Origin of the sequence: Nocardia sp. NBC_01327 (assembly GCF_035958815.1) — a bacterium.
Classification (GTDB): domain Bacteria; phylum Actinomycetota; class Actinomycetes; order Mycobacteriales; family Mycobacteriaceae; genus Nocardia.
The window spans coordinates 6673025-6696441 of the sequence record NZ_CP108383.1 but is presented as its reverse complement, the minus strand read 5'-3'; the positions used below and the strand labels follow the sequence as shown (position 1 = coordinate 6696441).

27 protein-coding genes and 1 pseudogene are annotated in these 23417 nt (G+C 62.8%); 9 read left to right on the top strand and 19 right to left on the bottom strand.

What is annotated here, in order from left to right:
- Positions 1-60: 60 nt before the first annotated feature.
- From OG326_RS30935 to OG326_RS30920, 4 genes are all read right to left on the bottom strand, one after another.
- Complete coding sequence (locus OG326_RS30935; RefSeq protein ID WP_327140676.1) at positions 61-573, bottom strand: nitroreductase/quinone reductase family protein; 513 nt, start codon at positions 571-573, stop codon at positions 61-63.
- Positions 574-902: 329 nt separating this feature from the next.
- Positions 903-1250: a hypothetical protein gene (locus tag OG326_RS30930; RefSeq protein ID WP_327140675.1), complete on the bottom strand. Its 348-nt coding sequence runs from the start codon at positions 1248-1250 to the stop codon at positions 903-905.
- Between the two features lie 560 nt (positions 1251-1810).
- Positions 1811-2860, bottom strand: a complete 1050-nt coding sequence (locus tag OG326_RS30925; protein WP_327140674.1) for a hypothetical protein — start codon at positions 2858-2860, stop codon at positions 1811-1813.
- Between the two features lie 310 nt (positions 2861-3170).
- A complete protein-coding gene (locus tag OG326_RS30920) occupies positions 3171-3740 on the bottom strand; it encodes a TetR/AcrR family transcriptional regulator (protein WP_327140673.1) in 570 nt (189 codons plus the stop codon).
- Positions 3741-3807: 67 nt separating this feature from the next.
- On the opposite strand from OG326_RS30920, the gene OG326_RS30915 reads away from it, so the two are divergent.
- Positions 3808-4158: a VOC family protein gene (locus OG326_RS30915; RefSeq protein WP_327140672.1), complete on the top strand. Its 351-nt coding sequence runs from the start codon at positions 3808-3810 to the stop codon at positions 4156-4158.
- Between the two features lie 3 nt (positions 4159-4161).
- Positions 4162-5145 (top strand): annotated as a pseudogene (locus tag OG326_RS30910) (class I SAM-dependent methyltransferase).
- Between the two features lie 144 nt (positions 5146-5289).
- Here the strand turns inward: OG326_RS30910 and OG326_RS30905 are convergent.
- The 3 genes from OG326_RS30905 to OG326_RS30895 all read right to left on the bottom strand — a co-directional run bounded on the left by OG326_RS30905 (position 5290) and on the right by OG326_RS30895 (position 7824).
- Complete coding sequence (locus OG326_RS30905) at positions 5290-6318, bottom strand: alpha/beta fold hydrolase (RefSeq protein ID WP_327140671.1); 1029 nt, start codon at positions 6316-6318, stop codon at positions 5290-5292.
- 228 nt (positions 6319-6546) lie between these two features.
- Positions 6547-7137: a DUF6630 family protein gene (locus tag OG326_RS30900; RefSeq protein WP_327140670.1), complete on the bottom strand. Its 591-nt coding sequence runs from the start codon at positions 7135-7137 to the stop codon at positions 6547-6549.
- Between the two features lie 168 nt (positions 7138-7305).
- The gene (locus tag OG326_RS30895) at positions 7306-7824 is read right to left on the bottom strand and encodes a DUF6630 family protein (protein ID WP_327140669.1); all 519 of its coding nucleotides are present in this window, start codon (positions 7822-7824) and stop codon (positions 7306-7308) included.
- Between the two features lie 317 nt (positions 7825-8141).
- Between OG326_RS30895 and OG326_RS30890 the strand changes: the two genes are divergently transcribed.
- Complete coding sequence (locus OG326_RS30890) at positions 8142-8510, top strand: hypothetical protein (RefSeq protein ID WP_327140668.1); 369 nt, start codon at positions 8142-8144, stop codon at positions 8508-8510.
- A gap of 391 nt (positions 8511-8901) precedes the next feature.
- Here OG326_RS30890 and OG326_RS30885 read toward each other — a convergent pair whose 3' ends face one another.
- Entirely contained in the window at positions 8902-9249 is a 348-nt protein-coding gene (locus OG326_RS30885; protein WP_327140667.1) for a hypothetical protein, read from the bottom strand.
- 278 nt (positions 9250-9527) lie between these two features.
- On the opposite strand from OG326_RS30885, the gene OG326_RS30880 reads away from it, so the two are divergent.
- Positions 9528-10760 carry an IS256 family transposase gene (locus tag OG326_RS30880; protein WP_327139852.1) on the top strand — a complete coding sequence of 411 codons (1233 nt, stop codon included), beginning with the start codon at positions 9528-9530 and terminating at the stop codon, positions 10758-10760.
- A 32-nt stretch (positions 10761-10792) separates the two neighbouring features.
- On the opposite strand, the gene OG326_RS30875 is transcribed toward OG326_RS30880, so the two are convergent.
- Together OG326_RS30875 and OG326_RS30870 are read right to left on the bottom strand one after the other, a co-directional pair.
- Positions 10793-11413, bottom strand: coding sequence for a hypothetical protein (locus OG326_RS30875; RefSeq protein ID WP_327140666.1), 621 nt, complete (start codon positions 11411-11413; stop codon positions 10793-10795).
- Between the two features lie 308 nt (positions 11414-11721).
- On the bottom strand, positions 11722-12216 hold the full coding sequence (locus OG326_RS30870) for a MarR family winged helix-turn-helix transcriptional regulator (RefSeq protein ID WP_327140665.1): 495 nt from the start codon (positions 12214-12216) through the stop codon (positions 11722-11724).
- 104 nt (positions 12217-12320) lie between these two features.
- Here OG326_RS30870 and OG326_RS30865 point away from each other — a divergent pair, with 104 nt between their 5' ends.
- Positions 12321-13106 carry an SDR family NAD(P)-dependent oxidoreductase gene (locus tag OG326_RS30865; RefSeq protein ID WP_327140664.1) on the top strand — a complete coding sequence of 262 codons (786 nt, stop codon included), beginning with the start codon at positions 12321-12323 and terminating at the stop codon, positions 13104-13106.
- Positions 13107-13354: 248 nt separating this feature from the next.
- Here the strand turns inward: OG326_RS30865 and OG326_RS30860 are convergent, their stop codons facing one another.
- A complete protein-coding gene (locus OG326_RS30860) occupies positions 13355-13990 on the bottom strand; it encodes a TetR/AcrR family transcriptional regulator (RefSeq protein WP_327140663.1) in 636 nt (211 codons plus the stop codon).
- A gap of 148 nt (positions 13991-14138) precedes the next feature.
- Here OG326_RS30860 and OG326_RS30855 point away from each other — a divergent pair, with 148 nt between their 5' ends.
- A complete protein-coding gene (locus tag OG326_RS30855) occupies positions 14139-14897 on the top strand; it encodes an SDR family NAD(P)-dependent oxidoreductase (protein WP_327140662.1) in 759 nt (252 codons plus the stop codon).
- A gap of 174 nt (positions 14898-15071) precedes the next feature.
- Here OG326_RS30855 and OG326_RS30850 read toward each other — a convergent pair whose 3' ends face one another.
- From OG326_RS30850 to OG326_RS30820, 7 genes are all read right to left on the bottom strand, one after another.
- On the bottom strand, positions 15072-15329 hold the full coding sequence (locus tag OG326_RS30850; protein ID WP_327140661.1) for a hypothetical protein: 258 nt from the start codon (positions 15327-15329) through the stop codon (positions 15072-15074).
- A gap of 195 nt (positions 15330-15524) precedes the next feature.
- Positions 15525-15920, bottom strand: a complete 396-nt coding sequence (locus OG326_RS30845) for a hypothetical protein (RefSeq protein ID WP_327140660.1) — start codon at positions 15918-15920, stop codon at positions 15525-15527.
- Positions 15921-15991: 71 nt separating this feature from the next.
- Entirely contained in the window at positions 15992-16882 is an 891-nt protein-coding gene (locus OG326_RS30840) for a TY-Chap domain-containing protein (RefSeq protein ID WP_327140659.1), read from the bottom strand.
- Positions 16883-17106: 224 nt separating this feature from the next.
- Positions 17107-17529 (bottom strand): hypothetical protein, encoded by a 423-nt coding sequence (locus OG326_RS30835; RefSeq protein ID WP_327140658.1) that lies wholly within the window; start codon positions 17527-17529, stop codon positions 17107-17109.
- Positions 17530-17658: 129 nt separating this feature from the next.
- Complete coding sequence (locus OG326_RS30830) at positions 17659-18222, bottom strand: hypothetical protein (protein ID WP_327140657.1); 564 nt, start codon at positions 18220-18222, stop codon at positions 17659-17661.
- A gap of 4 nt (positions 18223-18226) precedes the next feature.
- Positions 18227-18517, bottom strand: a complete 291-nt coding sequence (locus OG326_RS30825) for a hypothetical protein (protein ID WP_327140656.1) — start codon at positions 18515-18517, stop codon at positions 18227-18229.
- Between the two features lie 618 nt (positions 18518-19135).
- Entirely contained in the window at positions 19136-20086 is a 951-nt protein-coding gene (locus OG326_RS30820; RefSeq protein WP_327140655.1) for a TY-Chap domain-containing protein, read from the bottom strand.
- 327 nt (positions 20087-20413) lie between these two features.
- Here OG326_RS30820 and OG326_RS43075 point away from each other — a divergent pair, with 327 nt between their 5' ends.
- From OG326_RS43075 to OG326_RS30810, 3 genes are read left to right on the top strand one after another with little or no spacing between them, the layout of a single operon-like run.
- Positions 20414-20512, top strand: coding sequence for a hypothetical protein (locus OG326_RS43075; RefSeq protein WP_442790846.1), 99 nt, complete (start codon positions 20414-20416; stop codon positions 20510-20512).
- A gap of 27 nt (positions 20513-20539) precedes the next feature.
- Positions 20540-22543: a DUF6301 family protein gene (locus tag OG326_RS30815; protein ID WP_327140654.1), complete on the top strand. Its 2004-nt coding sequence runs from the start codon at positions 20540-20542 to the stop codon at positions 22541-22543.
- A 45-nt stretch (positions 22544-22588) separates the two neighbouring features.
- A complete protein-coding gene (locus OG326_RS30810) occupies positions 22589-22765 on the top strand; it encodes a tyrosine-type recombinase/integrase (RefSeq protein ID WP_327140653.1) in 177 nt (58 codons plus the stop codon).
- Between the two features lie 27 nt (positions 22766-22792).
- On the opposite strand, the gene OG326_RS30805 is transcribed toward OG326_RS30810, so the two are convergent.
- Positions 22793-23206, bottom strand: coding sequence for a hypothetical protein (locus tag OG326_RS30805; protein WP_327140652.1), 414 nt, complete (start codon positions 23204-23206; stop codon positions 22793-22795).
- Between the last annotated feature and the right edge of the window lie 211 nt (positions 23207-23417).

The following is a 23417-nucleotide window of genomic DNA, read 5'->3' as shown; positions in this document are numbered from 1 at the left end:
CATCGGGCGGGTCGGCCCCGGCGCACCATTGCCGACGCCGGGGCTGGGAGGTTGGAGTGCTCAGCTCGCACTGTCGAGAGTCAGCACGACCAGGGGCAGGGGTCGGTCGACCTTGGACTGGAAGTCCGCCAGCAGCGGGTTGTTGGCCAGTGCCCAGGCCGCGAACTCGTCGTAGTCCGCACCTTCGAGCACCGCGCCGGTTCCCTGGTAGGTCTCACCCCGGAGCTCGATAGTGACCTGCGGATTGGCCTTGATGTTGTACCACCAAGCCGGGCACTTGTCCTCGATGAACGAGCTCACGAACATGGTGTCACCCCGGTGCAGCGGTCCCAGCGGAGTTGTGTGCCGCCTGCCGGTCCTGGCTCCTGTAGTGGTGAGCAGAATGAGGTCCCCGCCCGCATAAGCGCCACCCACCCTGCCCATGTTCTCCCGGAACTCCTTGATCACATCATCGTTCCAGTTCGCGATGCCGCCCTCCTGGTCCCACGCCTGGTTCCACGGTGCGTTCGGATCGTTGTAGTCGGTAATGCCGACCTGATCCGTCTGTCCTACAGTCGATTCGGTTTCGCTCATGATTCGAGTGTGTCGCGGAGATAGGACAGCTGCGGTCCTAGTTCAACGAGAATTCGTGACGCGATTCGCAACCTCCATGAAGTCGCTGACCGCGCTGACCGAACCGGCCGGCGCCCTACCGCGGAAGAGCAACCGGCGGTAGCCATCCGCGCCCGGCCGAACGTCCACAACCGCCGATTACCGTGCCGTGTCTTAACGCTCACGCGGCAGACCCGAAGGTCGATGAGCAAAGGTCATCTCAGCTGACAGCGCGCCCGATGGTGTTGTGCGGCAGTCAATTACAGGACGGCACGGCCGTATATTCTGGCTCAGCAGGGAGCGGCTACGGCCTAGCGGATGACCATTGCCAAACACAGAGTCTTGCTATCGATTTCCTCGAACGATGCAACCTTGCCGAGGGCAGTGGTGTCCAGCGCTGGGCATTTCGAATCCTGACCTGGGCCAAGTACTGCGGTGACCTGGTACAAGGTTCGAGAGTCCGAACACGATGCGACAAGCTTGTCTGCGATGTCGATGCATTCGCCGACTCGGGCATCGGCCATGTGCACCCCGGAGTCCGGAATTATTACAAACGCGATCAAACCTGTGATGACGGCGATGACCGCAGTACCGCAGACTCGCAGCGCAATCCTCGTCCACAACGGCAGGTCTTGCCAGGCGGTTCCCCCGAGCTTCACCGGATGATCTTAGAATGCGTCGGCTATTCGCGTGGCAGTGTAGGACGGGAGCCATCTACGGGCGGCTGCGGAGCGCGCACTGACATCCTGTGCTGGCGCGTGCCGCTGACCGAACAGCCAGCGCGGTGCCTCGGAAGATCAACCGGCAGCATCCATCTGGTGCCGGCCGAACGCACTGATCTGCCGAATTGTGTGTCCGGAATGACCTACGGATTGCATCGGTGTGGGGTCGACATCGCATTCGAAACAGTTCGTTCGCGGGGGAGGGGCAACATGGCAATCGGAATTCCCGGAGTCCGTGTCGGCCATTGGACAGACCCGGTCGGAGAGACCGGTTGTAGCGTTGTGATCCTGCCCGAGAGAACAGTCGAATCGGCCAACGTGGCCAGAGCTAGAAGATCAACGGGCCGAGCGCATCTCACGCCGCCGTACTACGTCAGTCGGCCGATACCAGCGCAGTAATGCGAGATCTGGCGGGATGATCTCGCCGCGATATCTCGTGCCGGGCTTTCGATGTCGGCGTTACCGATCATCTCGACACGATGGTTGTGGGACGCGGATCAGCAGTGTTCATATTGACGTACGTAGGGCTGCGACTCCGGTAAGACGTTGTGCCCGAGTGTCTGGCAGCGGCCGACTACGACCTCGAACAAGGGGCGGCCGTAGGAGTAGCCGGGGCCGTTGGTTGTGTCGATCGTGTAGTCGACCACAGTGCCGGAGCCGGCCAGGTAGGGAAGATGTAGATCGGCCAGTTGTGTGGTCTGTGCGGCGCTGAATTCCGTACCTAGGGGAGGGAATACGGTGACGCCCAGTGTGCGGCCTTCGAAAGGCGGGTCATAGACGGACATTCGAGCGAGATACGGGATGGGTTGATCGGTCAGGAACCACTGCCACAGGTCGAGTTCGTCATCGGACGGGAAGCGAGGGGTGGGCTCTTGGTGGGGGGTGCTGCGATCATCTGACCATGGATACGACCCGGGGCGCCGTTCCGAATGATTGGTGAACCCACGCTCCCGTCCATGAACGGTGGACACGATCCACTGGTTGGATGCCAGTTCGGGGAAGTCCCGGATGATTCGGCGCATCGCCGCGATGGCGCGATGAGGTTCGCTCTCGGAGCCCGCCCGGACGTCGATGGTGTTGGTTATGCGGTCCGCAAAGCCGCCGCTCGAGTCCCAGTGCACTTCGGTGCCCGCAGCCCACAGTCGCGCCCAGGTGTTTGCGGCATTCACTTCCGTGCCCACTTCGCGACCGAAAATCCAGTACGCGGAATAGGAGTCCGCCATCCGGTCGATGGTGACCGCTATCGGGTCGCCATGGAAGCGGCGCGGAAGCTGTTGAGCGCCCATAACACTCACCACGGACGCGGCCTCGCCCGGTGTGGCGTCGTCGCGGAGCTGAACGTCGAGCTTGGCGTTGAAATGCCTGCCCTTGTAGTGCTCGAAGCGGTGTGACGCGCTCGTCACCCCCGGAAGGGCCCGGATGGCCGCCTCGATCTTGCGCGACCAGCTGTCATGCTCGGCCTGGTCGCGTCCTCGATCGAAATAGCCACATCCGGTCAGCAGAACAGCCGCCATCAGCAGCACGAGGGTGGGCACGCTGGAGCGCATAGTGTTGATCTTGCCAGCAATCGGCCTCACAGCGCTGCCGCCGATGCGCCCCCAGTTCTGTGGTCGTATCGCGAGAATTTCGACGCGGCTGGGGAATTGCGGGGCGAGCGACGGACAGCCCGACCCGACAGTCGCCACGACTTGCCCGCCCGGCTATCTGGAGACTGCCATCGCTCGGTCAATCTCCTTCAAGGATGCTGGTGCGCTCGGTCGATCAGAAGTAATGATCAAGGCCGATGCGCTGTATTGGCAGCGAATATCGGATGGATGAGACTGCCAGGAATCGAACCGAGAGATGAGCGCGTGTGCTCTAGTCGATCCTGCCTCGCAGGATCGAGTTCAGTTCTTCGCGTAGAACATTGGGCGTGGTCGGCCGCACTTGCTGCTGGATGACAGCGCCCATCAGCCAGGACACCAGCATTCGCGCTGTTGCCTCCGGGTCGTCGATCGGGAGTTCTGCGGCGAGGTCGCTCAGCAGAGCTTGCATATCGTTGAGGGTTGCCGCGACAGTGTCGGTCGATCGGCGGCGTCCGGTGTCGACCCAGTATTCGAACCACAGGAACGCGGCATTGGGTTGTTCGGCGAACGTCGCCAGGTAGGTGCGCGCCACCGCCCACAGTTTTTCGGCCGGCTCGGATTCGGTCTCGGCGGCCGAGCGCAGGACCGTGACCATTGCGGTCACGTGTTCACGCATCGCGAGGTCCACGATCTGGTGGATGTCGTCGAAGTAGTAGTGCACCGCACTCTTGGTGAGTGGGCTCGCCTCTGCGACCGCGCGGGTGGTGCACGCGGCCAAACCGTCGTGCGCGAGAACCTGTTTGGCCGCATCGATGATCTGCTCGCGTTTGCCACGCCGGTTGGCCTCGATCACGGGTCTCATCGCTGTCACCTCACCAATCTACCCACTTCATTGCGAACTTGGGACAGTCGACCTAAAGTCAGGACATATGACCCAGGTTTTCGTGTTTCATGATGTTCGCACCACTGACCTCGACGCCTCACGCCGCTTCTACTCCGAGATGTTCGGCTGGCCGATCATTGAATCCCCCGCCGGTGCCGTGTTCGGTGGCGACAACGGACCCTGGGGCGGATTCACCCCGCTCGCCGAGGGCGATTCGCGCCGCCCGCAATGGATTCCGTACGTTCCGGTGCCCGACGTCGATGCCGCCGCCCGGCACGCTGTCGCGCTGGGTGCACGAATCGTCAAGCCTCGCATGGACCTGCCGCCGGGTTCGGTGGTCGTCATCGACGAGCCCGGCGGCGCGACCCTGGCGCTGTGGCAGGCCGCGGAGCAGTAGGAAATGACTTTCACCAGGCGTGATGGAGACAGTTGGGACCTGGCATCCAGCGTCGGTATGACCGCCACGATGGCCGCGGCAGTCCGGGCGATAGCGACTCGCGCGGATCGTCCACTCATCGACGACCCGTTCGCGCAACCGCTCGTGCGGGCGGTCGGCATCGACTTCCTCACCCGGCTGGCGACCGGCGAAGTGCCGCCCAACGACTCGAACGACGTGCCAGGCGGCGCGATTGGGTCCGCCGAAGCCATGTCCGGTACGGCCGGCACCGTCGAGCAGGTATGGATCGATATCGCCGTGGTACGCACCAAGTTCTACGACGAGTTCGTCCTCGATGCGACGAACGCGGACATCACGTAGGTCGTGATCCTGGCCGCAGGGCTCGATTCCCGCGCGTACCGACTGCCCTGGCCAACCGGGACCGTGGTGTACGAGGTCGACCAGCCGCAGGTTATCGAATTCAAGACCCGCGCACTCGGTGAGTTGGGTGCTGCACCCACCGCCGACCGAAGAGTGACGGCGGCCGATCTGCGCGAGGATTGGCCCACCGCACTGCGCGCCGCCGGATACGACCCGGCCCTGCCGACCGCATGGACCGCCGAAGGCCTGCTGTCCTACCTGCCGCCCGAGGCACAAGACCGCCTGCTGGACACCATCACCGAACTCAGCGCGCCGGGAAGCCGGGTGGCCACCGAAAGCAGGCCCAACCCGCAACCGGACGAGGAGGACACGACAAAACAAGGCCTGCACCGCATCTCGGAACGCTGGCGCGCCCACGGGTTCGACAGTGGTGACATGGCGAAGTTGCGATATCTCGGTGAGCGCAACGAAGCGGCTCCCTACCTGACCGCCCGCGGCTGGACGCTGAACGAAATCAGCATCCGAGAATTGTTCGCCGCCAACAACTTTTCGTCACTGAACGACGACCCCCTAAGCATGGGCGACATCCTCTACGTCAGCGGCGCTCTCAACAAGAAGGTGAAGTAGTAGCCCATACAACGACCGACTCGGGCTACAGGTTTGTCGAAGGAATCGATCCACCGCGAGTTGGCTCACCCGTAGCACCTCCAAACGCACTTGTGTGCCGCTGGCTGCGCCGACCGAACCAGCCAAAGCCGTGCGGCGGAAGATTCACTGGCGGTGGCCATCCGAACTGGCCGAACGCACACACATGGCGAGTTCAAGGCGTTTGCGCTCTGGAGGCGACGACGGCGGTGATGTTTCGATGGCTAGCCGATGCGACACACGTACAGCTGCTGGGCGGCTGAGACAACCCTGGTCAGTGCGTGTCCGATGCGACAAGGCGGTCGAAGATATCGGCGATTTCGTTGCTGTGCAGTCGTATTCCCATATGGCTGGTATCGACCGTGAGGACGTCGAAGCGATGTCAGGAGTGAGTGCATCGGCCTCGGCGATCATCTTGTCCTGCAAGTCGATAGGGATGGCCCGATCCTGCGCAAGCCGGATATAGGTTCGCGGAATCCGACCCCACGTCGCCGCGTCCACGCGGGAATCGGCGGCAAGCACCTGAGCGGAGTCGGCCGGTTCCAACGTATTCAAGCAAACACGGAACTGCTCATCGGTGGCATCAGCCATCAGTCCCGCCTTGAGTACCTCCAGCAACTGCGGGTCGGCCGCGCGCCAGTTGACCATTGATTCGGCGACATCGTGATGGCCGAGAGTAGCCAGATATGCTGCCACGCTTGGTAGTTCGACGCAACACCAAGCCGAGATATAGACCATGTGAGATAGGAGACCGGGCACTGTGTTGCCGACGCCGCTGATGGTCGCGCCACCTCCGCTGGTCCCGGCAAGCACGACCGGCCCGAACTTCGCGACCCGGCGAACCATGGACTCGACGTGTGCGACGTTGTCTTCCAGCGTTACCGCGGCCAGTGGTGAGGATTGTGCATTGAACACCGCCAAGTCTTGCGGTGATTGGTACGACAGCGGGAAACACGCGTCGATCCCGTGGCCTGGCAGATCCACCGCGAGCGCACGGTGCCCGAGCAATGCAAGCTCTTGCAGCAGTGATGACCACGCTGCGGCATTGCCATGCGCTCCGTGCACGAGGACGAACGTCGTTCGGCCATCCCAACGTTCACTACCGCTATCACCAGCCAAGCCCTCCATGAACTCCCCTGTCGTCGTAATCGCCACTCAGCCACCCTGACGCACCGCCCCGTCCACAATGGTCGACGCACCGACCACTTAGGACGAGATTGGCTGGGGTACATGCGATTCAGGCGATCCCCAAGTCCAGCCCGTTAGGCCGGTGATATGCGTGATCGACCTAATGTCATGCCGCGACCCGCGCGTTGCTCTGCCGTCCAAATGAGTTGGCCGACAGCGCTTCCGGGTGCGCGCTCATGCCGATGAGCGGGCCCCTCAGTGGGGTTCTACGATCTCGAACATCCGGTCCGCCTCGTAAGTGAAGCCGGCGGAGGCCGCGTCGGCTAGCAGCAGACCGCAACGGTCCGTTCGCACGAAGCCCAATTCGTAACTGTCACCCCGCCACAAGCGAAACAAGGTCAGACCCACCCCGCGACATTTCCCGGCCACTTCGCGAAGGTAGGTATCACCGTCAAGCTGGTCGGGCTGAGTGAATCCGAGGCTCGTGGGATCCAGGTCCAACGACACCTTCCAGTTGCGGGACACGTGACGCAACCGGTCGGAGACGTCGATGGCACCTTCGCTGTGATCACACAGGGCCAGGTATGCCTCCATGCCCCACATGCCTCCCCCTAGGGAGACGATGAGCGCTTCCCGTGCGAGTTCGACAGGGGTGCACGGACGTTCGTCAAGCCAGTTGCGATGCCGCTTTTTGAACTCGTCAGGGTCGTTGAGTGCCTCACCGACCATCTGAACAAGGTGTGACGCCCAGTTCTCGTCCGGGGCGAGCAGCACAGCTGTGGAAATCAGCGCGTACTCAGCGGAACAGGGCAGCGGTGACGGCTGCGGGCGGGAATGCTCGGACAAAGATTCTCCTACAGTCTCTGATCAGGTTGTGCCGCAGTAGCTTAGGACTGGAGGGTGACAGCGGAGATCAACGGATGATTGCATTCGGTGCTCATGCCGATTCCACGACGTTCCGCTCGGTCCGAGGGGCCAACGGCGGTGGTCCATGTCCGTGGCCGCTGAGCAAGGTCACGGCATGGGTGTACCCGGCCGATGGACATGCACCTGGGCCTCTGCGAGTGTGGCGAGCTCCAGAAACCGCTCGATCTTGCCGGTACTCAGGAATCCAAGGGTGTAGCCATCGCCGTCGACATAAATGCCGACCAGCGAAACCCCAAGTTCCAGGCACCGATCGGCCAGAGGCCACAAGAAGTCCTGTAGATCGCTCGAATCCCACTCCTGGTCGGTGCTCCAGTTCCACCAATCCCAGGTCAACCCTTGCGGATAGGCCGGAAGGTCCTTCAGATAATCGCGGATCTCACTCGGGTCCGACTTCCAGTCACAGTAGGTCAGTCCGCTACGGAAAGGTTCAGCGTCCTTGTCGAATCCGTAGAGGGAGTCGATGAGCGCCTCTTCCGGGGTGAAGTAGTCTTCTTCCTCGACCTCTTCGAGCTGTTGTTCCAATCGCTCACGAGCCGCATCTGTATCGGGCGCAAGAAGTTCGACAATTCCGAACAGCGCCCCTCGCTGTTCCTCCCCAATGATCATGGATCGGAATCTAACCGGACGCACTGACATGCCGCATGGCGCGCTGATAGATCCGGTCGGTACCGGACTCCCAAAGATCAACCCGCCGTGCCGATCCGACGTCGGCTGAACTAGGTTGACTGCCGAGCTGAGGGCCTTTGGCCACAGCACGCCACTCGACTGAAGGTCGATGCTGATGGATAGGATTCGCGTCGTGTAGATCGTAGGGTCGTTCGGTGCCGATCAATCGCGTGTGGAGCACAGGCGTTCGGATAGGCACTCAGTTCGGTAGTCGGCTAGCATTCGCACTTCGAATGCATCGAGGGGGACTTCTCGTGATGAAATCTGCGATTCTGTTGCTGGTCGGCATGTCTGCGCTGATCGTCAGCTGTTCGTCGCAATCGACCACTGCTACAACGGCAACCACGGCACTGCCTCCGCCGTCCGCCGCCAGTTCCGCGCCCGCCGCAGGCAATCCGGCCCCTGGTGATGGGACCTTCAGTACCACCACCTGTCGGCAGTGGCTCGATGTTTTCAAATTCGCCAAACAGCGAGCTGCCGGGGATTCGACCTGGACACCAGAGCGTGAGTTGGCAGATAGGCTTGCCGAACTGAAAAAGACTAGCCAGTATACACTTCTGCCGCCGGCTATGCAGGATGCCATGACTACGGGAATAAGCAAGGCGGCCACCGGTACTTGCGATTAGCCGGCACATCGAGTGAGCTGATTGTCGCCGCTGGTCCCTGCTGAACGACTGCGGTCAACACGTCGAGCATAGGCAGCCTATCCGAAGGCGGGCACCAAGCGAACGCACTCATCTGCCGCGACCCGGCGTTGGTCGGCCGACCAAACCGGTTGGCCGACAGCACACTTCCTCGTATCCGCTCATGTCGATAAGCGTGCGGTTGCATACCTAGGCTGATCACCCGGTTCGGGCGATGCATGTCCCGTAGCAGGCGAACCCGCTGTCGGTCGCAGATCGCGCGCGAACTCAACGTGATTCGCCCTGCTCTGGAGGCACCATCATGGACGGTGTGCGCAGCGCAGTCCCCGCCGCTCTGGGCTCGATCAGGTTCTCGAAGGATCGCTGACCACGGTCAGGAATTCTCGCTGCCCAGGCCGAACCGGATTTCCCACAGGGATCGTGAGGATTGCCGCGCCCGGCCCTCATCTGTATAGCCCTCATCTGTCCATGCCTGACTCAGTCGCAATTCCTCTGGCGTCGCGGCGATTTCATGCAGGTGGGCCAGGGTCGCGACTGCTGCGTCCCGGCCGCCCTCAACCGTCAGCGGATAGGTCTGATTGAAAAGCTCTTCGCCGTTGTCCCGCATCTCGATGTAGCACGTGTCTTCATTCGTCGAGAAGATGCCCTGCACAATGCCTTCCGAGCTGCTGCTGTGGATCGTCCACACGATATTGGTGACGTACTCCCGCAGCGTGGGCATATCTGCGCCCAGTGAGGTGAATAGTTCGCTGAGCCTGTTGTCGAGGCCATCCCATGTCGTCGCGGGCGGCTCGGGATGACCCCACGCCGGCAACCCGACATTCCGGCTGCAGTCAGGCCGCACCTGCCAGCTGTCCCGGCTCTGCCATGGTTGCGTCCACGAAGATGGTGTACGGCAGCTGATCAGCTGCTGAGTCTGGCGTAATCCCCGGACAGCAAGGTGGTCACCGCGTGATCCTCGAAGGACCTCTCACAGTCACTCGAAGGAGACTTCACGCGATGACCAATATCCAGCCTATCGACCCGGGCAAGCCGTTCGCCGACCAATTGGCGGTAATGGGCCCGGACCTGCTGCGCGAGATGGTGTCCAGCTTCGTGCAAACCCTGATGAGCGCCGAGGCCGACGCCGCCTGCGGAGCCGGCTACGGCGAACGCTCCGACGACCGGATCAACCACCGCAACGGCTACCGCCACCGCGACTTCGACACCCGCGTCGGCACCCTCGACGTCGCGATCCCGAAACTACGATCCGGCTCGTATTTCCCGGACTGGCTCCTGGAACGCCGCAAACGCGCCGAACGGGCCCTCACCAGCGTGGTCGCGACCTGCTATCTGCTCGGGGTCTCGACACGGCGGATGGAGAAACTCGTCGAATCCCTGGGCATCACAACACTTTCCAAGTCCCAGGTCTCGATCATGGCCCGCGACCTCGATGCCCAGGTCGAAGCATTCCGCACCCGCCCCTTGGATCAGGGCCCTTACACGTTCCTCGCCGCAGACGCCCTGGTGCTCAAGGTCCGCGAGAACGGGCGCGTGGTCAACGTCCACGCCCTGATCGCCACCGGCGTCAACGCCGACGGCTACCGCGAAATCCTGGGTATCCAAGTCACTTCCGGCGAGGACGGTGCCGGCTGGCTGGCATTCTTCCGCGACCTGGTCGCTCGCGGCCTGTCCGGGGTCGCGTTGGTCACCTCCGACGCGCATGCGGGTTTGGTGGCCGCGATCGGCGCGACCTTGCCCGGCGCGAGCTGGCAGCGCTGCCGCACCCATTACACGGTGAACCTGATGTCGGTTTGCCCGAAGAGTTCCTGGCCCTGGGTTCGCACCCTGTTGCATTCGGTATTCGATCAAGCCGATACCGAATCGGTTGCCGCCCAATATGATCGGATGCTCGACGCCCTGACCGAGAAGCTGCCCAGAGTCGCCGCGCACCTCGATGCTGCCCGCGCGGACCTGCTGGCGTTCACCGCGTTTCCCAAGCAGATCTGGCGCCAGATCTGGTCGAACAATCCCCAGGAACGGTTGAACAAAGAGATCCGCCGCCGCACCGACGTGGTCGGTATCTTCCCCGATCGCACCGCGATCATCCGTCTCGTCGGCGCCGTCCTGGCCGAGCAACACGACGAATGGATCGAAGGACGCCGCTACCTCGGGTTGGACGTTCTTGCCCGCTCCCGCGGGCTCACCGACCCCGACGAACAGGAGGACACCACCGCGGCACTGACCGCCTGACCCACTACCGGATCAAGCGATGACCACCGTTGCTACACCACGCATTTGGACTTGACCCTCTGCCATTCCTCGTTCCACTTCCAATCCCAGTGCTCATAGCCGGCCGACGACTGGGTGGGCTCGATGCCGAGATGGAGGCAGGAGTATCTGATCGAACGCGTCAATCTGATGGTGATATCCGGTCCACACCACATCGAGAAGGCGTCGGGTCCACCTACCAATGGTGGCGCGCCGAGCAGTCGCACGCACGCCTCCAGAGCCGCCACGTACGCCCGATGCAGTTGTGCCGGAGCGGCATACTGTGTCATCGACAAGGCATAGAACTCACCGAACCCCCACCGGTCGGGGTCCATATAGTCAGGCGTCACCGACGCGCTGACATACGACCACTGCGAATCCGTCTCGATGACGGCCTTGACCCCGTGCCGATCCTCCTGGACGGGCCATCCCACACCCCCGAGAATGCGGTCGATATCCGCGCGAGACCACGATCCGAAATCCGCTTCCACGAGCAGCGGGATCGCATCGAGCAGATGACGCCCTTCAACCAAGTTCAGGATCCGCTCGGAGTATTTGTCCGAACCACGATTGAGGCGCAGGAATCGCGCTGTGACCTCATCGATCTGGGCCACATCTTGCTGGTGTTCACTCACATGGCGAACCTAGCAACGTCGACTGACACACTGGAGGGTGGTGGAGATCAGCAGGCCGATGCCGCATCCGCTCATGCCGTGACCCGCGCGTTCCGAAGCGGCCTCGCGGGCCTGCCGAAGATCAACGGGTAGAGCGTCGTTCGGCTGCGGGCGATGCCCCATAATGCCGACGAGCGGCAACTCCATACACCCTGTGAAGCTCACGCCATCAATGCTCGAGCTGCTACATATTCGGGGAACCGTTTGCGTCGAAGCCGGCATGAGGCGTTGGATGATCAATTTCGATAACCCAACGGCCGCAGTCGATGTTAGCGCTCGCTCTCGGGCCGCCACGGACCATCTGCACGGATGGCTTCAGCGATCCGCAGGCTGGAGTGACCGAGCCGCTCCGCCTGCGCACGCGTCAGTGAGTCGAATACGAGTTTCCGTACAAGTGCGACGTGCCCAGGTGCCGCCGTGCGCGCTGCATCCCGGCCCGCGCCGGTGAGGATCGCGATCGTAATGCGACCGTCGTGGGGATCGGGTGCGCGCCGCACCCAGTCCCGGCGCTCCAGTCTGGCTACTGCGCGCGACAGGCGCGACAGGGTGCTGTTGGCGTATCCGGCCAGCGTGCTCATGCGCAATGTCTCGTCCGCGGCTTGCGAAAGGGCGAAGAGGACCCCGAACTCGAAGTGGCTCATGCCCGAATCTCGCTGTAGCTGAGTGTCGAGCGCCACGGGGAGCCACTCGAGCAAGGTCGCCAGAGCTGACCACGTCTCTAGCTCGTCCGGGGTGAAGGTGTCCGAGTCTTCGGTGCCTGCCATATTCAGGATCCTACCTCGTAACTTTCCTGGGAAAGTAACTGCGCGTAGGGTTCACTTGCCCAAGCAAGTGAACCGCGGTCGACGGGACCGGGAGGGATACGACCATGGATATGCAGCTCGCAGGCAAGAAGATCTTCATCAGCGGTTCCACGCAGGGAATCGGCTACTCCGTAGCCGCGGCATGTGCGGTCGAGGGTGCTGCCGTAGTGCTGAATGGGCGGCACGAGCAACGTGTTGTCGAGGCGGTCGAACGTCTTCGAGCATCCACGCCGGGCGCTCAGGTCTCCGGGATCGCCGCGGATTTCGCTGCGCCGGAACAGGTTCGGGCACTGCTCGAGGAGCTCGGACCCGTGGACGTGCTTGTCAACAACGTGGGATTGTTCGACGTCAAACCGTTCGTCGAGGTGCCGGATGAGGAGTGGCTGCGGTACTTCGATATCAACGTGATGAGCGCGGTTCGCCTTTCGCGAGGGGTCCTCGACGGAATGCTCGCGAACGGCTGGGGGCGGATCATCTTCATCGGAACCGAATCGGCAGTCGACGTCCCCGGCGACATGGTGCACTACGGAGCAACCAAGGCGGCGGGACTGGCGCTGAGCAACGGGCTCGCAAAGCTCACCAAAGGCACCGGGGTCACCGTCAACACCGTGCTCGGAGGCCCGACCTACTCCGACGGCGTGGCGAGTACGGTCGAGCGGATCGCGACCGCTCAGGGACTCTCGCCGCAGGACCTGAAATCTTCACTCGTACGCGACACCTCGCTCATCCAGCGTTTCATCGAACCCTGCGAGATCGCGAACTTGGTGACGTTCCTCGCGAGCCCGCGCTCGTCGGCGACCAACGGTGCGGCGATCCGGGCGGACGGCGGCGTTCTCCCAACCACTCTCTGAATTGACCGGTGATCAGAGCCTGGCGACGTGACTTCCGACAGCGACGGCGCAACCCGATATCCGGACCTGCCGCATACCGGGCTGACCGAACCGGCCAGCGCGCACCCCGAAAGATCAACGGCCGGAACGCCGCTCGGTGCCAGCAGTGCGCGAGCGAAGTGCATTCGTCATCGGAAGGCTGTGACTACCAGTAACCGGCTCGGGGCCCCTTCGGCACCCGGTACCGGCGTACGAATTCCGGTTTCGGATCAGGCTGGTCGATCGGTGGTGTACCGGGCGAGCATGGTTTCGACGGCCTGCTCGACGGCGTAGCGGATGTCAGAGGCTGCGGGGTTCCAGTCGGTCAGCAGCATGCGGGGCCACAGAACGTAGTTGGCGATCATCCCGAGGAACTGGTTGGCGGCGCTCTCGGCGTCCGGGACGTCGGCATTACCGGCCTCGTGCTCTGACTCGAGGTAGTGCTGGACCGAGGTGAAGTAGGGCAGCTTGCCGAGCTGAAACTGCATCCGCCCCAGTTCGGGGAAGCGGGGCAGCTCGGCGATGACGATGCGGAACAGGGCTGTCATGCCGGGCCGGCCGATCAGGTCGGCGTAGCGGTGGCCGATGGAAGTCAGGCCGGAACGCAGGTCTCCGACCTCAGGCCGTGCGACAGTGCCGCCGGCATCGCGCTGCCAGGACTCGGTGACGATGGCCTCGAAAAGGGCTGCCTTGGTGGGGAACTGCTTGAACAGCGTGGACTTCGAGACTGCCGCCCCTTCGGCAATGCGGGCGAGGGAAGTGCCGTCGTAACCGCGGTTCAGGAAGAGGTCCGTGGCTGCGGAGATGATCGCCTCACGCTTTTGCTGGGCGAGGCGGCGGTGATGTGTGGAGAGCTCTGCTGCCATGCGTGCAGTATGCCCTAGCTCCGAGGCGAGTCACTTGACTCGCCTCTTTTGGCATGCCTACAGTTGCGATGCAAAGGCGAGTCGAGCGACTCGCATCTGATTGCGGCGCCCGCAGTCTCTCGGGTGCCGTGCAATGAGGGAGCAGCTGATGACAGTCGACAGGATCGCTTTGGTGACCGGTGCAAACCGTGGCCTGGGTCGGAGCACGGCTCTTGCCCTGGCGACGCGCGGAGTGCGGGTCGTGGTCACCCATCGCGGTGATGCGGCCGGGGCCGAGGAGACGGCGCAGCAAGTGCACGCTGCGGGCGGGACTGCCGCTGTCGTGCGTCTCGACCTCAGCGACGTCTCCTCTTTCGGAGCCTTCACTTCCGAGCTCAGCGGACTGCTCGAGCGCTGGGGGGCTTCACGGCTCGACATCGTGGTCAACAACGCGGGGGTCGGCGTCTTCGGCCCGCTGGAAGCTGTCACGGCCGACGACTTCGACACGGTGTTCGGCACGAACGTGCGAGGCACGTTCTTCCTCATCCAGTCGCTTGTGCCGCTGCTGGCGCAGGGCGCCCGCGTCATCAACGTCTCGTCGTCGTTGACCCGCCACACCAGTCTCGCGACCTCGGTCTACTCCGCCTCGAAAGCCGCCGTCGAGGCCCTGAGCCGCACTCTGGCCGCAGAACTCGGCCCCCGCGGCATCCGAGTCAACTCCATTGCCCCCGGGCCGACCGCCACCGACTTCAACGGCGGTGCCATGCGCGATGACGCCCAGATGCGCCAGGGTCTCGCCGGGCAGACCGCGCTCGGCCGCGTCGGCGAACCCGAAGAGATCGGCGACGCCATCGCCACACTGGCATCGGAGGGCCTGCGCTGGATGACCGCCCAGCGCATCGAGGTCTCCGGCGGCGCCCTCCTCTGACGGACCGTCGGGGTCGCGCAGGTACCGAGCTGAAGGTCAACGGCACAGGGCAATCTCGGGGCCGTCGCAGTGTTCGACGCCTGTGAGTTCCGGACCGAGGAGCAGTTGCGTTGGAGCGCACTCCAACTCCTAGGTTCGGACGCATGCGATACATCAAGCTCGGAATCTGGCGACTCACTGGTAGCGGTCGATGTTCGGGGTGCAGCTTTCGATCCAGAACCTGGTCCCCATCTCCGAATGACGCCACCACACATCGACATGGCACACCACGCGAGTACCGTCCGGCACTGTTCCAGGCCGGACCAAATCCATGATCACCTCGGCGGCAGCGTCTTTGACGAACTGGGGAGTCGCGGCCGGCAAGGGCTTGACCGGTAGCAGAGCGTCGGTGTGCGGACCGCTGTCGTGGCCTGCCACTACTTGGAAGGTCATTTCCCCTCCCCAGTTGTCTACTCGGTGGTCATCCCACACCGCCCAGCCGACAAGGCCCGCGATCGCGCACAGCACAACCACGATCGCCGACCGCCTGCGGATCCGCCACCGCCGTTTCCACCACAGTATCTTCGCCGGGTCTGATGATGTGCATTGCGCGCTCACAATGCTTGCCTTCCTTGATGTTTCGGCCGTTCAGGCCGTCTGGCTATTCTCAGCGAGAAGGCAAACCGAATACCTGCCGATCGAACGCGCGCGACTGTCGAAGAGTGGAAGCCCGGGTCGGCCGATGCGGTTCTCAGTTCGCTTCAGCGGACGAAGCCGAGCCGGATACTCGAGAGGCGTTGGCCTACCGGCGCGAATGGAGATCGCCATGGTGGCGGATTCTGTCTCGTATGCGGCAGGACTGGTCAGTCGGAAGAAGACCGAGTGAAATCGACGTTCAAGACTGAACACCACCTGCGGGAAGACCCATCGCGCCCGGATCATCTCGATATCCGTACCGTCGAGAGGGTCACCCCAGGCGCTCTCGAAATATGCGAGTGCGACGGCAATGGCACCGGATATATCGAACTGAAGCGCTTCGTCCACGACACAGACGTTAGCCACCGCCACCGACACAAGAGCCTGATCGGACGTGCTCTCGGCCGATTCTCCGAGAGCTACGAAGACAACGTCAACCCCATGGCCGATACATCGGGCTTCTCGCCGAGGTAGTTGCCGAACGCGGAAAGTGAAAGGTCCTGTGGCGATCGAACACCGACGACATCCCGCAGGGCCGACACGGTCGCCTCGGCCACACCTTGTAACTGTGCGGCGCTGATCGGACGGGGCAGACGACGATGCCAGTTGTGCAGGCCCTCTGGTTCGCGCCAACCCCGTTGCCGCATGTCCGTTCCCGAATCACCCGACTGCGCTGAGGCGTCGTCGAAGCCGATATGACCGACGATCTCTTCGCTGGAGAAGTCGAGGAACTGAACGAGAACCTGCTCGTTTTCCAGGGAGACGCATTCGTCCTCGCGTAGCCGTGACAATGTCACCGCCAGCCGGACCGCGAAATCCTCCCAGGTTGCCGCTGCGCTACTACCTGCGGGCAGTAGCTCTGATGCGAGCGGCCCGGGAATGCGCGGATACGCCACCCACTGATCACTGAAAACCATGATCGTGTTCGTCCATTTCATTTCATCGCAGAACCGCATGCGCCCGAGGCACACCGATCCGTCGATATTCCTTGTGGCGGTATCGGTTCGGGCGGCCAGCCACAGGAACAGCAGCTCGAGGGATTCGAGCTCGTCCGGATCGGGCTCCTGCCAGGCCGTCAGTACCCAGTTGCCCGCCCCCGGGTTTTGGACGAGGTCAGCGAACAGATCGGGATCAGTGCCGCGGCGGTACGCCGGCCCTCGCTGGAAAACGTTCACAGCATCAGCCAGTTGGAGTGGTGGCGCAGGACTGGGCTGCAGTCCCAGATGCCACTGCAACTCGGCGATCTCGTTCTCGGATACTCCCGCATCGAGAGTGGCCGAAAGCTCCATCAGGTAGTACGCGTTCGCCATGACCGTCACCGTACCGAGCCTCACCGTCGTCCGCTCAACGCCAGAACCGTTGCAGTAAACAACATCCGACAATGCCTCCTGGCTCAGGCGACCCGGCCAGCGCAGGCTCGCGACAACCGAAACCTATTGCGGCGCAGCACCGTCGTCGATCAGCGAAGCCGGAGGTCGGTCGCCGAGCTCGGTCACATCGGCCGCAGCGCGGCGACTACTGAGCCGACCTCGGGTCATGGCCGAAACCCGATGCTGATCCTGGTCTGTATCGGTTGCGGGACGCGGTCCTCGGCGATGCAGCTGAGCATTTCACGCACAGCCAGGACGCCCAAGCCGCGATAGACCGCGACGCAGGAATCGACCTGAGATTGCTGGATGATGCGGACCACCACTCGTGCCAGGACCGCGTGTCCCCGGTGCCGGTCCGGATCATGAGTGCCCGCGCCCGCCAGCTCGATCAAAGCTCCCTCGGCGAGGGCCTTCGCGAGTTCCTCGTCCTCGCACGGTTCGCAGGCGAACTCGACAGAAGACGATTCGTCGTCGGTGACCGGCTCGAAGTCCAGCTCGGCATAGCCCCAGTCGGGTGCACAGTTGCCCGGAGATTTCCTGGAGCGCACGGTAACTCCGCGCACTGGCCGCGCGAGCCGAATCGTCATACCCGCAACAATATGAGGACGCGAATGGGCGGTCGCCGATCCCGGGCCGGTGCACTGGCAGATCCGCTACTGCCACTGACTGCAATGATCGAACAGGCTAGCGCGGGGATGCCGAGGATCGACAGGGTTTCAGTAACCGGCGTTGTCCATGGCTTCGCGTATCGCTTCGCACAGTGGGTAACTCAACGCGTGTGGCTCCAGCAGTGAATCGGCCTCGGAGAGAACAGCTTCTGCTCGGGCGGGGACATCCGATGATGGGTGGTCATCGTCGAATTCCTTCACGCCCATGGCCGTCCACAGGATCCTCACGCCGTGGCTGTGATCTTTCTGTAGGTCTCGGATGTGGAACCAGACGTGGTCCATACGCCACATCGCCAAGGTCTCATCGAGCATCCCCAACCGCCAGGCGCGTCCGTAGAGACCCGCGATCACGTCCCAAGGGTCCAGGCGTGGACTGCCGGTGAGGTCGCGGTCGGTTTGTGTGGCAAGGTTTTTCAGTCTCGAGACAACTCGGTATTCCTCGGGTTCATACAATGCCGCGAGCTCGGGAAGGGCCGGCCATCGAAACCCTTGATCGAGAAGGACTCGGGCGACACCGGGCCAGCTTTGCTCCTCGAGCAGACCCTCGCCGGCCAATACAGCCAGCGGATGGATCACCTGCGTGGTCGCGCGATCGCCCGTGTGTATGGTCATCGGCTCAGGCCAGCGTGATGGTGATGATCAGGTATGTCCCGACGGCGATCACCGACCCGATCAACCCGAACAGTATTCCGACGCCGACTTGCCGCGACGTACCTGGTGAGATCATCAGGTACAGGGCGGTCAGCAACTCGATGGCGGCAAGCACTGCGCACAGAGCGGCTGTGTAGACGAGGATCAGAATCGGTGCGGCAGTCAGCACCGTCACCACGGTCGCGGCGTGGAACGAGGACCGTCCGAACCATGCGGTGTCGTCGACCGCGGTGGATTCACGCTGGGTATCGGTCATCGGATCGCGATCAGACCGTGAGCCACAGCAGGGTACCGACCATCGAGATCACCAGCAGGAGTGCCGAACTCGCCAATATCCCCGCGCTCACACCGTGCATCACGTCACGCCCTCGCCCCCGTGTTGCCAACCGAATCACCCCGCCGACAGCTGTGGCCAGCCAGTAACTCGGCATTGGTCCGCCATGGAACCGCCAGTCACAGGCAGCACCAGCGACGAGCCCGATGGCCACCAACGTGCCGAACCCAAGCGTCACGGACAAGGTCGCACCCGTCCAATAGCTGACACCGGTCGGCGTCCCCTCCGACACGTTCCCTCCGCAGATCATGATACGTACCCGCCAACGTTAGTTCATCCTGCGGGCTACAGCGCTGGGTCAGGCATTGCCGCGAGTGATCGCTGACAGGTCCGGCACCCCAGGCAGGCTGAAGATCAACGGGCCGAGCCGATCTGAGGCCAACGGAGCGTCCGCAATTGCCGAGTTGCGTGCGATGAGCCCGCCTGAGACCGCACTGCATAGCGCGCTTACGGATTCGGCCAGCACGAGAAGGCGAAAGAGCAACCGGCCGTACTGATCTGAGGCCGACGGAATGAGCGGCGGCGCAGGCCAGTTGAACATCAACCGTCCGTGACTGGGATGCCTAGAACTGACAGGTCTGGTTCGTCGGCTTGGGAGACGATGTTGTAGCCGTAGACCGTCAGTTCGGTGGGTGAGTTGATCTTCGATGCTCGTAGCCCGATGACAACCTGGTCAGCGAACTGCCGATATGTGCCGATGTATCTGGGATAGCGCGCGGGCATGCGGTATTCCCATACTGGGCCCCAGGATTCCTCGAAGGGAGCCCATCCTTGCTCGGCCAGCACTTGGTTGATCTCGGTGTCATCGCGCGTTGCGTCATCTCGGAGGGATTCCACGGACAACGCGTCTGGTTCGTCGGAGAACTGGACACCGCCTCGACTGCAATCCAGCACTGCCATCGTGCCGACAGGACCGCCGTCCAGCAGCGCAACGATGTTTTCGGCGAACCGTTCCCATTCGGTCATGTCTTGACGCCGCTGCTCGGCTTGGCGCCGCAATTCGGCCAGTTGGTGCGGGCCGTGCTGGGTGTCACCGCCCAGCCTGCTCAGTGAGCCTTCACGAATGATCGACAGGAGCGGGTGGGCTTGAGTGACCACGTCGGCGTTGCGCTGCCAGTGCTTGGCCTCGACGAACCCGACCGCATGGTTGTCGGCGCGGGTATCGAGGCTCACCATAAGCACGCCGAGTTGTCTGCAGTGTTCGGCGATGAGCTCGAGGAGCCGATCGATCCCCTCTCCGTGGTCCAGGAACGGAAGTTCGCTGATGTAGTCGCGGTACCAACTCCAGTCCATATCGCTCGGATAACTGGGCAGTGCACGGATATGGTCGAGGATCGCGCCATGGCAGTCGTCCAGGAGCACATAGGTCACGATGTCTTTGACCCACAGCAGATCCGTCAAACTGTCGGTGTCGTTGGGCAATTCGACGTCCGGGGCGAGTAGTTGGATAACCGCACGCTCGGCGGCGCTCCGATCGATATCGAACGACATGAAATCCCTTAGCTGGAACCAACTCTGCAGCGTGCCCGCCGATGCGGGATCACACGCGACAGGCTATACAGCCTCTCCGACACCGTGATCGAACAGAACGACGGTGCCACCGATGTACGTGCCGACGTTCGGCGACGCAGCACGCGAATCGTGGTGCCTTGAACGCTGGAGAACAGACCGCTCTTGCACGAGACCGGTGACTTCCCGTGTGGGGTTTCAGCACAATGAACTGCAGCAGACGCACGATGATGCCGATCACTGCTGGACATTGGCGCGGGTCGAGACCGTGATCGGGCGTCGTTTCCATGCGTCCTGCACGACCAACGGGTGTCGTTGCTGCTGCATCGACACGGCTGCAGTTGGCAGATGCACGCGCGCCGGGCGGTCGAACGCGATGACGTGACGCGGCGGTGGCCGTCTGAATGAAAGCACGTGGCCGCAGGTAGAACGACTGTGGCGGCGCACGGCGTCCTCGTTACAGACAGCATCTACCTGTCGGTGCAGCGCGCTAACGTCGCGACCGTGATGAGGATTCCGGTGCGAGTGGATGTGATGGGTGCGGTCGAGATCGCCAGGGCAGCTGAGTCTTTCGATTGGGAATGGTCACTCACCGATAGGGAGCGGTTCGCCGGATCCGTGGGGTGGAGTGAGCTGGCCACGATTGAAGGTGCGGACAAACAAGCCTCGTTCGTGCGGACGGCACTGACGGTGTGGGGTGGCTCGGCGGTTTTCTGGCACAGTGACGCCGAGTTACGCCAGGTGCATGTCATCGTTTCCGATTGCCCGAACAGCTTCGAACACGAGACACCGGAATTGCTGGCCGCGGCGGCCGAAAAGGTCACCGCCGCTCTCGCACAGGTGTTCGGCGAGCCCACGGTCGGGGCGATCGGCACCGACCACGGGTCGGTGTGGGAGTTGGAGGGTGTGGCGATCGGCATCGTCACGTCGCGGCACAGCGTCGAACTGATGCTGGTAAACCCTGTGTGGCAACGGTTTTGGGATGGGTGTCAGCAAGAGCGGGTCACGCGGCGTTCCGGGTTGACCGACTGGGACCGGTTCGCCGAAACCCTCGCCCAGTATCTCGAAGACATCCCCAGCGACACCAATTTGATCATCAGCGCGTCCGGCAACCGGTATGCCCAATTCGCCAAGACTTCCGGCACGTTGTATGCCCAGCTGAGCCACTCCTGCTTTGTCGGTCCGGAATGGGAATACGGCGAGGACGTCGATCGGGTACTCATCGCCGCCGGGTGGATACCGCCGGACGGCGAAGACAACTGGAGTCGCGATTGCACCGAGCCGATACGGACGCCGGACTACAGCCACCTCGCGTCGCGGGTCGTTGCCGGATTACAGGCAATCGGTGTGGGATCGCCGAACGAGTTGCAGTCAGAGGGTTGGCGTCGCGGCGGCGGCGCCTTGGACACCACCGCACTCCGACCGGCGGACGACAGGCCACGAGCAGTCTATGCCTCCAATGACCATGAGCTTCCCAGGAATCCGTCGCGGTCGTATCAGGACGACGACGTCGAGCTCGACGTGCCCGGGGGCTTGGATGTGATCCGCGCCGCGTCGAACTTCGACTGGACCTGGACCCGCACCGATGTGGAACGATTCGCTGCACACGCCGGGTGGCGCGACGTCTCGGACCTCAAACTCGACCGCATGATCTACGCCACGACCGGCCTAAAATTGGAAGGCTCCCCGCAGGCCATTTTCTGGCTCGCCGGCGACACGCTCGAGAGTGTCGAGGTCACTATCAGCAGCGACCTGTGCGACTACGACCTTCACAGTGACAGCTATTCCCATCTCAACGGCGAACTGGACCGCGCACTGCAGACCGCTCTCGGCGGATTCCGAGACACGCTGGGAGAATCCGTCCACGGCACTCTGCGACACAGCAAAAGCTTGTGCTGGGAGTTTCCCGTAGCGGTCGTCGGGGCAATCCGCGATCACAACAGAATCGTTGTGGAGCTGGTGAGCCCAGCTCAACGTGAGAGAAGCCGCACCATCGCGCTGCGGCTGGCGGCGGACGACATCGCCCGTGCTTCATGGAACCAGCTGATCGAGGACCTGGCCGCGATGCTGGCCACCGGCATCCCCACCAAATCGAGTCTCGTCCTTGGCGGAGAAGACAACTGGTTCGCTCGCTTCACCTCCCAGCCCGGAGCGCTGGATGTCGAGCTCGGCAGCCCCGACTTCGCCGACCCAGAATGGCGGATGGGCGACGGCACGGAAAGGCACATGATCGAGTACCAAGGCTGGACACCTCCGAACGACACCCGCCTCAACTGGCATCAGCAGCTCTCGTCGCCGGTGATGTTCCGCGACTACCAGCATCTCGCGCACTGTGCGGTATGGGCACTGCGTGCGCGAACGACCAGTTCATTATCGGAGTTGAAGCTCCGCGTGCAGGGTTCGGACACCATCGACACGGCAGTGTGGACATGGAGTTGAGTGCGTCGCAATGAATTCACCAGTCCCTGAAACGCCCTGGTGCGCATGTTGCAGCACACCTTCGTCACCACCATGCTCGACGCTGGCGTCGATCTGCGTGATGTGCAGATCGCCGCCCGGCACGCCGATCCACGCACCACGATGCGCTACGACCGCGCTCGCACCAACCTCGACCGGCACCCGAATTACATCCTCGCGGCCTACATGGCCTCCGCCACATGACATATCAAACATCCGCACATGCCGATGTCAGGATGGTTCTTGCCGATCCTGTCTGATCAGCACACCGGTGACAGAGTGGCCGGGGGACTCGATCCGTTCCGTTCGCGGAAGAGGCACTTCGGTCAGCTTGCCGTCGTAGATCATCCAAAGTCCGAAGCAGTCGTCCTCCTCGTCGCGGATGAGAACCTGCACCGAGTCCGGGCGTGGCCACGGCAAGGCTTCGAGATACGACAACAGCCCACCCCAGGTGTTTCGGGAGAACTGGATAATCCAGGCATAGCACTCGCTAGACCGATACTGAAATCCCGCCCCTGAGAACTTCGTATCATCGATCGCCATGAAGTTTTGATGCCACCGCCGGGAATCATCGTCCTGCTCCAGATGTTTCATGACCTCCTCCGCCCCACGTGCCAGAACAATGACCTCAGCGAATCTGCTCATCCCACGACACCTCTCCGCCACGACTACATATCCCGGCCACGCCGTGACCCTAAAGACAAACCTCCACGTCCGCGACCGGATATCCGCTCATGCCGCGACCCGCGTGGTTCGGAACGGCCAAAGCCGGGGCAGCCGAAGATCAACCGGCGGAGGCGATCTGGGTCCGCAGGCCGCACTACGCCAATGAGCGAGAGCGCGTTCACCTGCCGCT

Coding starts and splice junctions, on each gene's coding strand:
- OG326_RS30830 (WP_327140657.1), bottom strand. CDS start 18,222: ATGACCATACACACGGGCGATCGCGCGACCACGCAGGTGATCCATCCG.
- OG326_RS30855 (WP_327140662.1), top strand. CDS start 14,139: ATGACAGTCGACAGGATCGCTTTGGTGACCGGTGCAAACCGTGGCCTG.
- OG326_RS30880 (WP_327139852.1), top strand. CDS start 9,528: ATGACCAATATCCAGCCTATCGACCCGGGCAAGCCGTTCGCCGACCAA.
- OG326_RS30895 (WP_327140669.1), bottom strand. CDS start 7,824: ATGATCATTGGGGAGGAACAGCGAGGGGCGCTGTTCGGAATTGTCGAA.
- OG326_RS30820 (WP_327140655.1), bottom strand. CDS start 20,086: ATGTCGTTCGATATCGATCGGAGCGCCGCCGAGCGTGCGGTTATCCAA.
- OG326_RS30825 (WP_327140656.1), bottom strand. CDS start 18,517: ATGACCGATACCCAGCGTGAATCCACCGCGGTCGACGACACCGCATGG.
- OG326_RS30915 (WP_327140672.1), top strand. CDS start 3,808: ATGACCCAGGTTTTCGTGTTTCATGATGTTCGCACCACTGACCTCGAC.
- OG326_RS30920 (WP_327140673.1), bottom strand. CDS start 3,740: ATGAGACCCGTGATCGAGGCCAACCGGCGTGGCAAACGCGAGCAGATC.
- OG326_RS30860 (WP_327140663.1), bottom strand. CDS start 13,990: ATGGCAGCAGAGCTCTCCACACATCACCGCCGCCTCGCCCAGCAAAAG.
- OG326_RS30835 (WP_327140658.1), bottom strand. CDS start 17,529: ATGACGATTCGGCTCGCGCGGCCAGTGCGCGGAGTTACCGTGCGCTCC.
- OG326_RS30850 (WP_327140661.1), bottom strand. CDS start 15,329: ATGACCTTCCAAGTAGTGGCAGGCCACGACAGCGGTCCGCACACCGAC.
- OG326_RS30885 (WP_327140667.1), bottom strand. CDS start 9,249: ATGCCCACGCTGCGGGAGTACGTCACCAATATCGTGTGGACGATCCAC.
- OG326_RS30840 (WP_327140659.1), bottom strand. CDS start 16,882: ATGGCGAACGCGTACTACCTGATGGAGCTTTCGGCCACTCTCGATGCG.
- OG326_RS30865 (WP_327140664.1), top strand. CDS start 12,321: ATGGATATGCAGCTCGCAGGCAAGAAGATCTTCATCAGCGGTTCCACG.
- OG326_RS30870 (WP_327140665.1), bottom strand. CDS start 12,216: ATGGCAGGCACCGAAGACTCGGACACCTTCACCCCGGACGAGCTAGAG.
- OG326_RS30935 (WP_327140676.1), bottom strand. CDS start 573: ATGAGCGAAACCGAATCGACTGTAGGACAGACGGATCAGGTCGGCATT.
- OG326_RS30805 (WP_327140652.1), bottom strand. CDS start 23,206: ATGAGCAGATTCGCTGAGGTCATTGTTCTGGCACGTGGGGCGGAGGAG.
- OG326_RS30890 (WP_327140668.1), top strand. CDS start 8,142: ATGAAATCTGCGATTCTGTTGCTGGTCGGCATGTCTGCGCTGATCGTC.
- OG326_RS30925 (WP_327140674.1), bottom strand. CDS start 2,860: ATGCGCTCCAGCGTGCCCACCCTCGTGCTGCTGATGGCGGCTGTTCTG.
- OG326_RS30810 (WP_327140653.1), top strand. CDS start 22,589: ATGTTGCAGCACACCTTCGTCACCACCATGCTCGACGCTGGCGTCGAT.